The organism is Inquilinus sp., assembly GCF_039594555.1.
Classification (GTDB): domain Bacteria; phylum Pseudomonadota; class Alphaproteobacteria; order DSM-16000; family Inquilinaceae; genus Inquilinus.
Genome location: NZ_JBCNNF010000166.1, coordinates 1 through 14,242, shown reverse-complemented (window position 1 = coordinate 14,242; position 14,242 = coordinate 1). Strand labels below are relative to the sequence as shown.

Here is a 14,242-nt window from a genome sequence, read left to right as displayed (position 1 = left end):
CAGCGGCCGGGCCAGCGCGTCGCGGCGACCCTCGGGCAGGAGGCCGAGATCGGCGGCGGCCGCCAGCGCCGCCAGCCGGCCGCGATCGGCCGCCGCCCGCGCCCCGGCAATGCCGGCGGCGTCGCCCGCGACCAGCAGCCCCGGCACCGCGGTGCGGCCCCAGGCATCGGCCGCCACGGTCCAGCACAGCCGCTCTGTGTCCCAGACCGGCGGGCAGCCGGCGGCCCAGGCCAGCTGCAGGTTGGGCACCACGCCCTGGTGCAGGAACACCGCCGCCACGCCGTTGAGCGCCTGCCAGGCGCCGTTTCGCCGGAAGCCGATGCCGGCGACGCGGTCGCCGCCGATGATCCGCAGGTCCTCGACGCCGCGGATCACCGGCACTCCCGCCCGCCGGATCTCGGCCAGCAGGCCCAGCCCCTTGGCCAGGATCGGCAGCGCCGCGCCGCGCAGCGAGAGCGACGCCAGGGCGGCGTGGCGGTTGGCCGGGTCGGTGGTGTCGAGGATCGCGCGCACGGCCAGGCCGGCGCGCAGATACTGGGCGGCCGCCAGGTACAGCAGCGGACCGCAGCCGGCGAAGACGGCGCCGTCAATGGCCGCGGCGCTGGATTTCAGCAGGATCTGGGCGGCGCCGGCGGTCATCACCCCCGGCAGGGTCCAGCCCCGGACCGGCATCGGGCGCTCCAGCGCGCCGGTCGCCAGGATGACCCGGTCCGCGCCGACCAGGCGCACCCGGTCGCCCTCCGACAGGGCCAGGCGGAAGCCGCGCTCGATGTGCCAGACCCCGGCGCTGGGCACGTATTCGGCGCCGCTGTCGCGCAGGGCGGCGGCGAGCCCGGCCCCGGCAGCATAGTCCCGGCCCAGGATCCGGCTGCCGCGCAGCGGCGACCGTTCGACCGCGCGATAGACCTGGCCGCCCGGCCCGCCCTGCTCGTCCAGCAGCACCACGTCCAGGCCCAGCGCGTCGGCCTGCACCGCGGCGGCCATGCCGGCGGGGCCGGCGCCGATCACGGCCAGCTGGTACCGGGCGGTCATTGGGCCGGCCCCCGCCCGGCGCCGCGGATCCGCATGCCGGGACGGATCTGCACCAGGCAGGCCTGCTGTCCGGGCCGGCCGTCGATCTCGACCAGGCAGTCGAAGCACACGCCCATCATGCAGTAGGGGCCGCGCGGCCGGCCGCTGATCGCGGCGCGGTGCGGCGCCTCCCGGCCGTGCAGCAGCAGGGCGGCGGCCACCGAGGCGCCGGCGGGCACCGCCAGCGGCTGGCCGTCGACCTCGATCTCGACCAGCTCGGGGGCCGCCGCGGCGGCGAGGCGCGAGAAGGCGGCCATGGTCAGTCCCCCCCGGCCAGGATGCGGTCGAGGCCGTAGAGGCGCTCCAGCACGACCATCGCCGCCAGCGCGCCGGCGATCAGCAGGGTGGAGACCGAGGCCACCAGCGGCGTGATCGTCTCCTCGATCTGTAGGTAGAGCCAGACTGGCAGGGTGGTGGTGGAGGGGGAGGCGATGAAGGCCGTCATGGTCAGCTCGTCGAAGCTGTGGATGAACGCCAGGATCCAGCCGCTGCTGAGGCCGGCGGCCAGCAGCGGCAGGGTCATGCGCCGAAACACGGTGAAGGGCCGGGCGCCGAGCGAGGCCGCCGCCTGCTCGACCCGGCCGTCCAGCCCGGCGCAGGCCGCCATGGTCAGCCGCAGCGCGAAGGGCAGGATGACCAGGGTGTGGGCCAGGACCAGGGCCGGCATGCCGCCGGACAGGCCGATCCCGGTGAAGAAGCGCAGGAAGGCCACGCCCAGCACGACATGCGGCACCAAGAGCGGCGACAGCAGCACCGCGTTGATCGCGTCGCGGCCGGGGAAGTCGCGGCGCGCGATCGCCAGCGCCGCCGGCAGCGCCAGGGCGGCGGCCAGGGTGGCTGAGGTCGCCGCCACCATCAGGCTCAGCCGCAGGGCGCGCAGGAAATCCGGCTGTTTCGCCAGGGCCAGGTACCAGCGCAGCGAGGCGCCGTCGAACGGCAGGGACAGATACGCTTTGTCGGTGAAGGAGACGAGGCAGACCATCGCCAGCGGTGCCAGGATGAAGCCGATGAACAGCGCGTGAAAGGCGAGGGCGAGGGGGCCGTTGCGCCTCATGCCGCCACCTCCTGCCGCGCCACGGCGCCGCCGCTGCGGCGGCGCTCGAGCAGCCGGCGGCACAGCAGCAGGATGGCGAGGTTGGCGGCCAGCAGCAGCACGGCGATGGCGGCGCCCAGCGGCCAGTTGAGGGTGTTCAGGAACTCGTCATAGGTGGCGGTCGCCGCCACCTTCAGCCGCCGCCCGCCGATGATCGCCGGGGTGGCGAAGGCGGTGGCCGCCAGCGAGAACACGATCACCGCCCCGCCCAGCAGGCCCGGCAGCATGTGCGGCAGCACCAGGCGCCGCAGGATGGTCAGCTCGCCGGCGCCGAGCGAGGCCCCGGCGCGCTCGATCTCCGGGTTCAGGCGCTGCAGCGACGCCCAGGCCGCGACGACGATGAAGGGCACCAGCACATGCACCAGGGCCAGCACCACGGCGCCCGGGCTCTGCAGCAGCGAGACCGGGCCGGCGGCGAGGCCCAGCGCCTGCAGCGCCTGGCTGACCGGCCCTTGGCCGCCCAGCAGCAGGGCCCAGCCGAGGGTGCGCACCACCACCGAGATCAGCAGCGGCCCCAGGATCACCAGCAGGAACAGGCCGCGCCAGGGCGGTGCCATGCGGGTCAGCACCACCGCCTCGGCCGCGCCCAGCACGACGCAGGCGCCGGTCACCGTGGCGGCCAGGGCCAGGGTACGCAGGAAGATGGCGTGGTAATAGGGATCGGACAGGATCTCGAGATAATTGCCCAGGCCCGGCGTCGCCTCGATCCCGCTCTCCGGCCGGAAGCCGTACAGGCTCAGCAGTAGGGTGGCCAGCAGCGGCGTCGCCAGCAGCAGCGCATAGAGCAGCAGCGGCGGGGCGCAGAGCAGGTATGGGATGCGGGCGGCGCTATGCATGACCGTCGACCACGTGCAGGTCCTCGGCGTCCCAGGACAGGCGGATGTCCTCGCCCTCGGCGAAGGCGGCGCTGCCGCTTTGGCGGTGCACCAGCAGCGGGCCGAGAGGAGACTCCACCTGATAGACCCAGTGGCTGCCGAGGAAGGCCCGCGCCCGGACGACCCCGGCCAGCCCGTCCGCAGCGGTTCCGCCCGTGATCCGGATCCGCTCCGGCCGCAGCGACAGCAGCAGCCGGTCGGCCCCGGCATGCCCGTTCAACGGCGGCGCCGGGATGCGGCCGCCGCCGACCGCCAGCTCCATCCCCGCCGAGGTGCGGACCGGCGTGCCGGCCAGGAGGTTGCTCTTGCCGAGGAAGGAGGAGACGAAGCTTGAGCCCGGCCGCTCATAGACCTCCCGCGGCGTGCCGACCTGCTCGATCCGCCCGGCCCGCATCACCGCCACCCGGTCGCTCAGGGCCAGCGCCTCGGCCTGGTCATGCGTCACCATCAGCGTGGTGGTGCCGACCTCGCGCTGAATCCGGCGCAGCTCCAGCTGCATTTCCTCGCGCAGCTGGGCGTCCAGGTTGGACAGTGGTTCGTCCAGCAGCAGGAGCGGCGGCTCGATCACCAGGGCCCGGGCCAGGGCGACGCGCTGCTGCTGCCCGCCCGACAGCTGCGCCGGCATGCGCCCCGCCAGGCCGTCCAGCCGGACCAGCGCCAGGGCCTGTGCCACCCGCCGCGCCCGCACGTCCCGCCGCACCCGGCGCATCTCCAGCCCGAAGGCGACGTTCTCGGCCACGGTCATGTGCGGGAACAGGGCGTAGCTCTGGAACACCACGCCCAGGCCGCGGTCGCAGGCCCGGACGCGGCCGATGTCGCGCCCGCCCAGCCGGATGGCGCCGCCGGTCGGGTCGAGGAAGCCGGCGATCATCTGCAGGGTGGTGCTCTTGCCGCAGCCGGACGGCCCCAGCAGCGAGACGAACTCGCCGTCCCGCACGGTCAGCGACAGTCCGTCGACCGCGGCGACGCCGGCGAAGCGCTTCGACAGGGAGTCCAGGACGAGGTCGGGCATCGATGATGTCTCCGCGCAGGGATAGCGGACGCTGGGAAGCGGAGGGCGCCGGATGGCGGGATCAGCGCTCGATCTCGCGCGACCAGCGGCGGTTCCAGTCCGGCCGCTCGGCATTGACCTCGGCCCAGTCGACCGCGATCAGCCGGGCGATCGCCTCGGGCCCGTAGACGACCCGGGCGGCCACGGCCGGTGTCAGCTCGGTGCGCCGGTTCACCGGGCCCCAGCCGGCATGCTCGGCCAGGACCGCCTGCACCTCGGGGCTGAGCAGATAGAGGATCAGCTGCCGCGACAGCTCGGCGACGTCGCTGCCGGCGACCGGGCAGGCCATCGTCACCAGGGCGACCGCGCCCTCCTTCGGCGTCGCGAAGGCGACCGGGAAGCCGGTGTCGGCCAGCGCCTGGGTCCGGCCGTTGCCCCAGACCGCCAGCGTCGCCTCGCCGGTCTGGAACAGCTCGGAGATCTTGGCCGAGCTGGTCTCGAAGGACAGCACGCCGGGGGCGACGGCGTCGCTCATGAAGCGGAAGCCGGGCTCGATGTCCCGGGCGTCGCCGCCCTCGGTCCGGGCCAGCGCCAGCAGGGCGTGCAAGCCGTAGCTGTTGCTCAGCGACGGCACCAGCACATGGCCCTGCAACGCCGGGTCGCCCAGCTCGGCCCAGGAGGATGGCGGCGGCCGGTTCAGCTTGCGGAAGGCGTCGGTGTTGTAGGCCAGGCCGGTGGCGACGACGCCGATGCCGACCGCCCAGCCGGCGGCGTTGGCGCTGGCCAGGGGGTACAGGTCGTCCAGCACCGGGGCCGCGGGCAGCGGGTCGCACAGGCCCAGGCCGATCGCCTGCTGCATCGGCCCGTCATCCAGCAGCGCGACGTCGACCTCCGGCCGCTCCCGCTGCGCCTGCAGCCGGGCCAGGTTGGTGGCCGAGGTGCCGGCGACATAGTCGATGCGGACGTCATGGGCCTGCGCGAAGGGCGGCAGGATCCGCTCGCGCAGCACCTGCTCCGACGACCCGCCATAACCGGCGAACACCAGCGTCGGCTGCGCCGCGGCCGGCGCGCCGAGGGCGGCGATGGCCAGCATCACCCCGACCGCCGGCAGCGCGCCGGACCATCCTCCCCATCTCGTCAGCGACACGGTCATGCTCCCGCTGTCACAGAATTGACATATCTGACCTACTATGGGAAGGGGAGACTATGCTGTCTAATTCCATGATTTCGCGCAAGCATGCCTGGTTGGCATAGGGCGGCATGATGAATGTCCGCCAGCTCGAGGCGTTTCGCGCCGTGATGATGGTGGGCACCGCCACCGCGGCGGGGGAGCTGCTGCGCCTCTCCCAGCCGACCGTCAGCAAGCTGATCGCGCAGTTCGAGCGCCGCAGCGGCCTGCAGCTGTTCGAGCGGGTGAAGGGCCGGCTGGTGCCGCGGCCGGAGGCGGTGGCCCTGTTCCAGCATGTCGACAAGCTGTTCGCGGCGATGGAGGAGGTCGGGCGCAACGCCCGCCAGCTGGCCAATGTCCAGACCGGCCATCTGCGGCTGGTGGCCTTCGCCGCGCTGGCGCTCGACTTCCTGCCGCGCGCCATCGCGTCCTTCGTCGCCACAAGGCACGAGGTGACGGTGACGCTGAATGTCCGCGCCTCCAGCTACATCGCCGAATGGGTGGCGGGCCAGCAGGCGGATCTCGGCTTCGTCTCCGGGGCGCCGGCCGGGTCGGGCGTGGTGATGGAACCGTTCGAGCCGACCGACGCGGTCTGCGTGCTGCCGCCGGCCCATCCGCTGGCGGCCCGCGACGAGATCCGGGCGGGCGACCTGGAGGGCGAGCGGTTCATCTCGCTGGGCCGCGACACGGCGCTGCGCCACCTGATCGACAGCGTGTTCGAGACCGCGGGCGTGGCCCGGCGGGTGGTGATCGAGACCGGCTATTCCGCCACCGCCTGCGCCCTGGTGGCCAGCGGTGCGGGGGTGACGATCTCGGACCCGCTCTCGGCGTTGGACCGGTTCGACCGCGGCGATGTGGTGCTGCGGCGCTTCGTGCCGCACACGCCCTTCGCCATGCAGGCGGTGTTCCCGGCGGCCACGGCGCGGTCGCTGCTGGTCAACGAGTTCCTGCTGCATCTGGCGCGGCAGAAGCGCGCCGCCGACCGCCGGGTCGAGGCCGCGCTGTCGCGGGGTCTCTAGGAGGCAGCCTCGCCGACGTCATCGCGCATCGGGAGCGCGAAATGCAGGCGCAGCCCGGTGCCGAGGGCGAGCATCAGCCCGGCGGCCAGGAAGCTGACATCGACGCCGCCGGCCGCGGCCAGCCGGCCCCAGATCACCCCGCCCAGGGCCAGGCCGCCGAAGGCGCAGGTCATGTAGGCGGCCAGGGCCCGGCCGCGCAACTCGGGCGCCGCCGCCAGCTGCACCGTCGTGTTCAGCGTCGACAGCATGCCGATCCAGCCGATCCCGGCCAGCGCCAGCAGCGCCGCCGCCGGCAGCGGGGAGGGCGTGGCCGACAGTGCCGCGAGCACCCCGGCGAAGGTCAGGCTGGCGCCGCTCAGCAGCGTCTCCGGCGGCCAGCGCGGCCGCAGCCGGGCCAGCAGCACGGCCCCGGCCACCGCGCCGGCGCCGAACGCGCCCAGCAGCAGCCCGTACAGCAGGGCGTTGCCGCCCGGCGCCGCACTGGCGAAGACCGGCAGCAGCGCCAGGATGGCGCCGGCCGGGATGCCGACCGCCACGGCACGAACCAACACCGCCCGCAGCACCGGGCTGGCGCAGACATAGCGCAGCCCGGTCCGCATCGACGCCCAGCCGTCCCGGTCCCCGGCCGGCGGGCGTGGCGGCCGCGGCCGGGTCAGCAGCACGCCGATCAGCACCAGCGAGGTCAGGACATTGATCAGGAAAGCGGGGGCGGCGCCCAGCGTCGCCACCACCATCCCGCCAATGAACGGGCCGACGACGCGCGACAGGTTGAAGCCGACGCTGCTGAGGGCGACGGCGGCCGGCACCTGCGGCGCCGGCACCAGGTCGCAGATCGCCGCCTGCCAGGCCGGCCCGCGCAGGGCGATGCCGATTCCGACCAGGAAGGTCAGGACCAGGACCGCCGGCGGCGTGGCGGCGCCCTGCAGCACCAGGGTGGCCAGCGCCAGGGCGGCGGCGGCGCTCCAGCTCTGCGCCAGCAGCTGCACCGTGATCCGGTCCCGCCGGTCCGCCAGCACGCCGCCGACCAGCGAGAACAGCACGACCGGGGCGGAGCTGGCGGTCTGCACCAGCGCCACCTGATCGGCCCCGCCCGCGCTCTCGACCAGCAGCCAGGCGGCGCCGACGGTCTGGGACCAGGCACCGATATTGGCGATCATGGTCGCGATCCACAGCGACCGGAACGGGCCGGAGCGCAGCGGTGCCCAGGCCGTGCGAAAGGGGGCGGTCGCCGCGCGCCGGGCCGGCATCGCCGTCACGCCGCCTCGGCGCCGAAGGCAGAAGACGGGGCGCCGAGCAGGCTTTCATGGATGCTCTGCGCCACATAAAGGTCCAGCACCGGCAGCCCGACACAGGTCATCAGCGCCGGCCGGCGATAGGTGGCGGGCGGGTGGGCCATGGCCTGGGCGGCGCTGAGGATCTGGTAGCGGCCGGCCTCGGCCTCCAGCGACCGGCCGGCGCGCGAGAAGTACAGCGCCAGGCTCTGCGAGTTGCGGTGGCTGACGGCGTGGACGTCGTCGCACATCACCGTGCCGCTCTCCAGCATCCGCCGGATCAGCGCGGGCGGGGTCTCGTCGCCGCCGAGATGCAGCACCACCGCCTCGGACCCGATCGAGGCCGCGTCGAACACCGGCTCGCGGGCGTTGGATGCGGTGACCACCAGCCGGCAGGCCGGCAGGCGGTCGTCGTCCTGCACCGCGATCACCGGGAAGGCGGTGCGGGCGGACTGCGCCGCGGCGAAGGCGGCGGCGCCCTCCGGCGTCCGGCTCTTGACGTAGACCGCGGCGATGCGGGGGCCGTGATGGGCCTGCAGGTCGGCGACCAGCTTCTCCGCCACCGCGCCGGCGCCGAACAGGAAGACGGCGAAGGAGGGCTGGCCGCCCAGGAACAGGTCGACGGCGATCGAGGCATAGGCGCCGGTGCGCGCGGCCGAGATCTCGGTGCCGTCATAGACCGCCAGCGGCTGCATCGTCAGCTTGTCGAACAGCAGGATGGTCGAGCGCGACCGCGGCAGGTTGAGCAGCCGGTTATAGGCGTTGGAGCCGACGATCTTCACGCCGCCATACCGGTCGTTGACGCTGACCAGCGCGCTCAGCTTCCAGTTCAGCCGCTCCTGGGTGAAGCGGCTGTCCAGTGCCGGGCATTGCAGCAGGTCCAGCAGCTCCGGCTCGCCCGGCTGCAGCACCACCTTCTCGCCATAGGCCGTGCCGGCGGCGACCGCCTTCAGCGCGGCGCGCACCAGCCGCCCGACATGGGCGGGGTCCAGCGCGCCGGGCCGCGGCGGCTCCAGCGGCGGGGCGGCGAAGCGGAGGGCCGGCACGGCGGGCGGGGCCGCCGGCAGGCGCGGGGACGGGTCGAAAAGGCCGAGACCGGTCATGTCTCACTCCTGGGCATGAAGGCCGGGTGATATGGTGAGCCTGTATTGGCAGTGATTATTCTTCCTTCATGCGAATAGATTCCAAAGTCGAGATCGAGAGTCAATAAAGTGAAAATGAATTTATTCTTAAATAAACTACCGAATCGGAAAGTGCTGGCTTCATATATTGTTGGTTTGTGAAAGTGATGGTTTGTCATTGATTTCAGGCCGCCACGAATATTTCCTCAAGTTCGCGCCAGCTGCGGGCGATGTGGTGGGCGCCGGCGTCGCGCAGCCGCTGCTGCGTGCCGGAATCGCAATGGCCGCCGCCGGTGAAGCCGATCGCGGTCATGCCGGCCGCCCGCGCCGCGGTGACGCCGGCGACGCTGTCCTCTACCACCAGGCAGCGGCCGGGCGGCGCGCCGAAGCGGGCCGCGGCGAACAGGAATAGGTCCGGCGCCGGCTTGCCCCACTCGACCTGCGAGGCGCTGAAGATATGCGGCGCGAACAGGTCGTGCAGGCCGGTCAGTGTCAGGGTCTGGCGCAGCCGGTCCAGCGAGCTGCTCGACGCCACGCAGCGCGGCATGCCGAGCGCCAGAACGATGCGGCGGACATCGGGCAGGGCGGCCAGCTCCTGCTCGAAGGCGGCGGACAGGCGGGCCGACAGCCGGGCGTCGAAATCCGCCGGCAGGCTGCGCCCGGCCTCCTGCTCCAGCACCGCCCGCATCCCGGCCTGCGACATGCCGACGAAGCGCCGCCGGACCTCGGCGACGGTCAGCGGGAAGCCGGCGGCGGTGAACATCTCGGCATCGATCTCGCAGGCGATCACCTCGCTGTCGATCAGCACGCCGTCGCAGTCGCAGATCAGCAGGTCGAATCCAGGTTTCATCGCGGGCCTCATCCCGCCACCGCCAGCATCGGCCGGCGGGAGCGCATCTCGATCACGCCGGACCCGCCGTCCAGCTCGGCATGCTCCTCCGCCACCACATCCTCCTCCGCCGCGGGTTCGACGCCGTGGACGACGACGTCGCCCTCCTCCAGCAGCAGCACGTCATAGGTCGGCCGGCGGTCGACATAGAGCGCGCGCAGGCCGCGCAGCTCGACATCGATCGGGTGGCAGGTGCCGCGGTTGGCGCTGAAGGACAGGCCGCCGCGCTGCCCGGACAGGCCGACATGGCAATGGCCGAAGGCGAGGTGGCGGACATTGCGATGGCCGCGCAGCAGGCCCATCAGCTCCGGCCCGTTTGCCAGCAGCATGTGGCCGAAATACTCGACGCCGATGGCGAAGGGGGGGTGGTGCAGGAACACCGTCACCGCCCGGTCGCCGGCCTCCGCCAGCCGCTCGGCGATCCAGCCGAGGCGGTCGCGGCACAGGATCCCGGCGCCGGGCTGGCTCTCATCCAGCGTGTCGAGGAACATGAGGCGCGCGTCGCCGAGGTCGAGGACGGACTGGACGAAGCCGTGCGGGTCGCACTCCGTTTCCGGGAAGGCGGCGCGGAAGGCCGCGCGCTGGTCATGGTTGCCCAGCAGCAGCCGTGCCGGCACGCGCAGCCCGGCCAGGATGCCGCGCAGCCGGTCGTAGGAGGCGGCGTCGCCGGCATCCGTCAGGTCGCCGGTGACGACGCAGAGATCGGCATCGGCGTGGCGGGCGTTGATCGAGGCGATGCAGGTCCGCAGCCGGCTCTCCGGCTCGAACCCGACCACCCGCCCGCCGGGCGGGCACAGATGCAGGTCGGTCAGATGGATGATCTTGCGCATGGTGTCCGCCCGGCGGTGATGGATCGGGGATCGGTCAGTTGGTCAGGATCGTGTCGGTGGCCGCGACCAGCTGCGCCAGCCCGTCCTCCGGCGTCACTGTGCCGCGCATGATCGCGGACAGGATCGCCTTCTGCTCGTCCCAGATGCCGACGCTCTTGTTGCCCGGATAGCCGGCCCAGGACCGGGCGATCGGCCACTGCTTCAGGCTGGTGGTCCAGTCCGGATTCCTGGCGTAGTGGTCGCCGAGATACTCGGCCTTGGTAACTTGCAGGTTGGTCGGCATGTAGCCCGAGCCCAGCACGGCGATGGTCTGGCCCTCGGGGCCGGTGGCGAATTTCAGGAACTCCCAGGCCGCCTTCTGCTTGGCCGGGTCCTGGGTCAGGATCACCGCGGCGTTGCCGCCGGTCGGCAGGCCGCCCTTGGCCTTGTCGGCGACCGGATAGGCCGCGGTGCCGAACTTGAACTTGCCGCCGATGGCCTCGCCCATGCTGCGGACCTCGGCGGTCGAGCCGATGAAGATCCCCAGCTTGCCGGCGGCGAATTGCTGGATCGCCTGGTCCTCGTTCAGGAACGGCATGTCGGTCTCGGCGACGAAGCGGCGCGCCAGATTTACCGCCTTGCGGCCGGCGTCGCCGCCGAACGCCACCTTCTGCGTCTGCGGGTCGATCACCTGGCCGCCGAAATTGTCGACCAGCGCCTGCCACAGCCAGTCGTCGCCCCATTCGTCGACGGCGTAGGACATGCCGTCGGCGTCGCTCGACGCCTTGATCCTGCGGGCCAGGTCGATGATGCCGTCCCAGTCGGCCGGGAAAGCGTCGGGGTTGGCGCCCGCCTTGGCGATCAGGTCGCGGTTGAAATAGACGATCGGGGTCGAGGCGTTGAAGGGCAGGCCCCATTGCTTGCCGTCGACCTGGCCGAGCGCCAGCACGTTGGAGCTGTAATTGGTGGTGATCCAATCCGCGCCCTCGCCCTGCAGCAGGCCGTCGAGCGGCGCGATCTGGCCGCGCGGCTGCAGCGTCCGCACCAGCTCCGGCAGGGTGTTGTAGGCGGCGTAGTAGACATCCGGCAGCGTGTCGGTCATCGCCGCGCGGATGATCCGCTGATGCGCGTCGCCATAGCTGGCGGCCGGGGCCTGGAACTCGATCCGGATGTCCGGGTGGGCCTTCATGAAGGCCTCGGCGATCGGCTCGTGGAAGCGCTTGTGCGACGGCCAGGCGTGCAGCACCTGCAGCGTCACCTGTTCGGCCGCGGCGGGCGGCGCGGCGAAGGCGGCCCCCAGCAGGAGGGCGGCGGACAGGCCGGTCCAGATCTGTTTCATGGCGAGGCTTCCCTGTTGTTGACGGCCGGCCTCATCGCAGGCCGGTCATGGCGATGCCGCGGATAAATTGGCGCTGCGCGGCGAAGAAGGCGGCGACCAGCGGCGCGGTGACGATCAGCGCGGCGGCCATCAGGGCGCCGTAATTGGCGCCGAGCTCGCCGTCGCGGAAGAACAGCAGGCCGAGCGGCGGGGTCGCCTTGTCGGTCGAGGAGACGACGATCATCGGCCAGAACAGGTCGTTCCAATGCGCGGTGGCCGAGAACACGACGAAGGCGGCGATCGCCGGCCGGGCGCTGGGCACGACCAGCCGCAGCAGGATCTCCAGCTGGGTCAGCCCGTCCAGCCGCGCCGCCTCCAGCACCGCGTCGGGATAGGCGCGGAAGTGCTGGCGCAGCAGGAAGATGGCGAAGACCGACAGCAGGAAGGGCAGCATCAGCGCGGCATAGCTGTCGAGCAGGTGCAGCCGGGCCAGGCCGAGATACAGCGGCAGCATCGGCACCTGCACCGGGATGCACAGCGCCAGCAGCACCAGGCCGAACAGCAGCCCGCGGCCGGGAAAGCGCAGCTTGGCCAGGGCATAGGCGCTGGGAATGGCGACCAGCAGCTGCACCGTGACGATGCCGCCGACTACGACCAGCCCGTTCAGCAGCAGCCGCAGCATCGGCACGGCGGTCACCGCCTGGCGCACATTGGCGATGGCGGTCCCGGCATCGGTCGGCAGGCCGAAGGGCTGGGACAGCACGTCGGCCGGCGGGCGCAGCGCGGTCAGCACCATCCAGGCGAAGGGCAGCAGCACCACCGCGGCCGCGGCGATCAGCACCAGGTGGCCCAGCAGCGGGCCCAGGGCGCGCCGCGCGGGGGCGAGGGCGCTCATGAGTGGTGGATCCGGCGGTCGGCGATGGCGACCTGCAGCAGCGAGATCGCCACGATGATCGCCAGGAAGACGACGGACAGAGCGGCGCCGAGGCCGATGTCGAGCTGCTGGTAGGCGGTCTGGTAGATCCGGTACAGCAGCACGTCGGTCGACCCCATCGGGCCGCCGCGGGTCAACGCCGCCACGGAGTCGAAGATCTGGCAGGCGGTGATGCAGGAGGTGACGGTGACGAACAGCGCCGTCGGCGCCAGCAGCGGCCAGGTCACCCGGGCGAAGCGCTCGACCCCGCGCATCCCGTCCAGGGCGGCGGCGGCGTGCACGTCGCGCGGCAGGGAGGCGAGGCCGGCCAGGAACAGGATGACGTTGAAGCCGATCAGCTGCCAGGCGCCGATCGCGGCCAGGGCATAGATCGCGACCGCAGGGTCGGTCAGGAAGTCGACGCGGCCGAGGCCGAGCTGCTGCAGCCAGACGTTGATCGGGCCGATCCGCCCGTGCAGCAGGTACTGCCAGACGAAGGCCATGGCGACGAAGGTGCTGGTGACCGGCAGGAAGAACACCACCTCGTAGACATGGCGCAGGCGGCGCCGCGCCTGGATCAGGAGGGCCAGCCCCAGGCCGAGGCCGACGGCGGCCGGCACCACTAGCCCGACATAGGTCGCGGTGTTTGCGAGCGCCCGGCGAATCGCGGGGTCGCTCCATAGCTTGGCGTAGTTGGCGGTGCCGACGAAGCGGGTGTCCGCCTGTCCCAGGCTGTAATCGGTCAGGCTCAGCCCCAGCACCACGGCCAGCGGCGCCAGCACGATCACCGCCAGCAGCAGCGTCGCCGGCAGCGCCAGGCACCAGCCCTGCAGCGCCTCGCGCCGGGCGGTGGCCGGTCGCGACAAGGGCGCGGGGCAGGTCAGCGAGGCGGCGGTCACGACGCCACCGCCGCCTCGACCGGCTGGCCGATCACCGGCAAGGCCGGCAGCCGGTGGCCGGAGGCGTCGAACACCAGCCGAGATTCGGGGGCGATGCGCAGCGCCACCTGCTCCTGCGGCGCCAGGGCCAGGGCCTCGTGCAGCCGGGCCTGGCCGACCCGGATGCTGACGGCCAGGTCCGGCCGGTTCACCAGGGCCAGCTGCACCATGGCCTCATGACCCAGATGCTCGACATGGCGGACCGTGCCGAGCAGGTCGCCGGACTCCGGCGCGCGCTGCGTGATGCGGCGGAAGGCCAGATGCTCCGGCCGGATCGCGGCGGTCAGGCCGGGGCCGGCCTCGGCGGCGACGCGCAGCGGTTGGGCCTGGCCCAGCACGAACAGCCGCCGGTCGGGGCCGAGCTCCGCCGGCAGGATGTTGATCGACGGCGTGCCGATGAACCGGGCCACCGCCAGGTGTCGCGGGTCGCCATAGACCTCGGCCGGCGTGCCGACCTGCGCCACCCGGCCGCTTAGCATCACGGCGATGCGGTCGGCCATGGTCATGGCCTCGGTCTGGTCATGGGTGACATAGAGGCAGGACACGCCCAGCCGGCGCTGCAGTTCGACCAACTCGACCCGCAGCTCGGTGCGCAGCGCCGCGTCCAGGCTCGACAGCGGCTCGTCCATCAGGAACAGCTGCGGCCGCCGGGCGATGGCCCGGCCCAGTGCGACGCGCTGCTTCTGGCCGCCCGACAGCTGGCCCGGCCGGCGGCCCAGCAGCGGTTCGATCCGCAGCATCCGCGCGATCTCGGCGACATCCCGGC

The 14,242-nt window shown here is 72.6% G+C and carries 15 protein-coding genes; 1 reads left to right on the top strand and 14 read right to left on the bottom strand.

Annotated elements, in window-relative coordinates:
• From ABDW35_RS18520 to ABDW35_RS18495, 6 genes are all read right to left on the bottom strand, one after another.
• Nucleotides 1–1,032: FAD/NAD(P)-binding oxidoreductase (locus ABDW35_RS18520; protein WP_343715357.1), on the bottom strand; the 1,032-nt coding region annotated here is incomplete at its 3' end.
• A complete protein-coding gene (locus ABDW35_RS18515) occupies nt 1,029–1,328 on the bottom strand; it encodes a (2Fe-2S)-binding protein (RefSeq protein ID WP_343715356.1) in 300 nt (99 codons plus the stop codon). The genes ABDW35_RS18515 and ABDW35_RS18520, both read right to left, overlap by 4 nt.
• Before the next feature lie 2 nt (nt 1,329–1,330).
• A complete protein-coding gene (locus ABDW35_RS18510; RefSeq protein WP_343715355.1) occupies nt 1,331–2,125 on the bottom strand; it encodes an ABC transporter permease in 795 nt (264 codons plus the stop codon).
• A complete protein-coding gene (locus tag ABDW35_RS18505; protein ID WP_343715354.1) occupies nt 2,122–3,000 on the bottom strand; it encodes an ABC transporter permease in 879 nt (292 codons plus the stop codon). The genes ABDW35_RS18510 and ABDW35_RS18505 overlap by 4 nt, the downstream gene beginning before the upstream one ends.
• On the bottom strand, nt 2,993–4,051 hold the full coding sequence (locus ABDW35_RS18500; protein WP_343715353.1) for an ABC transporter ATP-binding protein: 1,059 nt from the start codon (nt 4,049–4,051) through the stop codon (nt 2,993–2,995). Before ABDW35_RS18500 ends, ABDW35_RS18505 begins: the two co-directional genes overlap by 8 nt.
• Before the next feature lie 61 nt (nt 4,052–4,112).
• Complete coding sequence (locus ABDW35_RS18495; RefSeq protein WP_343715352.1) at nt 4,113–5,177, bottom strand: ABC transporter substrate-binding protein; 1,065 nt, start codon at nt 5,175–5,177, stop codon at nt 4,113–4,115.
• Nucleotides 5,178–5,290: 113 nt separating this feature from the next.
• On the opposite strand from ABDW35_RS18495, the gene ABDW35_RS18490 reads away from it, so the two are divergent.
• Entirely contained in the window at nt 5,291–6,217 is a 927-nt protein-coding gene (locus ABDW35_RS18490) for a LysR substrate-binding domain-containing protein (protein ID WP_343715351.1), read from the top strand.
• Here ABDW35_RS18490 and ABDW35_RS18485 read toward each other — a convergent pair.
• The 8 genes from ABDW35_RS18485 to ABDW35_RS18450 form a co-directional block, all read right to left on the bottom strand.
• Nucleotides 6,214–7,464: an MFS transporter gene (locus ABDW35_RS18485; RefSeq protein WP_343715358.1), complete on the bottom strand. Its 1,251-nt coding sequence runs from the start codon at nt 7,462–7,464 to the stop codon at nt 6,214–6,216. The genes ABDW35_RS18490 and ABDW35_RS18485 overlap by 4 nt on opposite strands.
• Nucleotides 7,465–7,469: 5 nt before the next feature.
• Nucleotides 7,470–8,591: a hypothetical protein gene (locus ABDW35_RS18480; protein WP_343715350.1), complete on the bottom strand. Its 1,122-nt coding sequence runs from the start codon at nt 8,589–8,591 to the stop codon at nt 7,470–7,472.
• Nucleotides 8,592–8,793: 202 nt separating this feature from the next.
• On the bottom strand, nt 8,794–9,459 hold the full coding sequence (locus ABDW35_RS18475) for an HAD family hydrolase (RefSeq protein ID WP_343715349.1): 666 nt from the start codon (nt 9,457–9,459) through the stop codon (nt 8,794–8,796).
• Nucleotides 9,460–9,467: 8 nt separating this feature from the next.
• Entirely contained in the window at nt 9,468–10,328 is an 861-nt protein-coding gene (locus ABDW35_RS18470) for a phosphodiesterase (RefSeq protein ID WP_343715348.1), read from the bottom strand.
• A 34-nt stretch (nt 10,329–10,362) separates the two neighbouring features.
• Complete coding sequence (locus ABDW35_RS18465; RefSeq protein WP_343715347.1) at nt 10,363–11,646, bottom strand: ABC transporter substrate-binding protein; 1,284 nt, start codon at nt 11,644–11,646, stop codon at nt 10,363–10,365.
• Nucleotides 11,647–11,677: 31 nt separating this feature from the next.
• Nucleotides 11,678–12,520 carry a carbohydrate ABC transporter permease gene (locus ABDW35_RS18460; protein WP_343715346.1) on the bottom strand — a complete coding sequence of 281 codons (843 nt, stop codon included), beginning with the start codon at nt 12,518–12,520 and terminating at the stop codon, nt 11,678–11,680.
• Nucleotides 12,517–13,437: a sugar ABC transporter permease gene (locus tag ABDW35_RS18455; RefSeq protein WP_343715345.1), complete on the bottom strand. Its 921-nt coding sequence runs from the start codon at nt 13,435–13,437 to the stop codon at nt 12,517–12,519. The genes ABDW35_RS18460 and ABDW35_RS18455 overlap by 4 nt, the downstream gene beginning before the upstream one ends.
• Nucleotides 13,434–14,242 (bottom strand): ABC transporter ATP-binding protein (locus tag ABDW35_RS18450; RefSeq protein ID WP_343715344.1); only part of this gene is annotated, 809 nt, incomplete at its 5' end. The genes ABDW35_RS18450 and ABDW35_RS18455, both read right to left, overlap by 4 nt.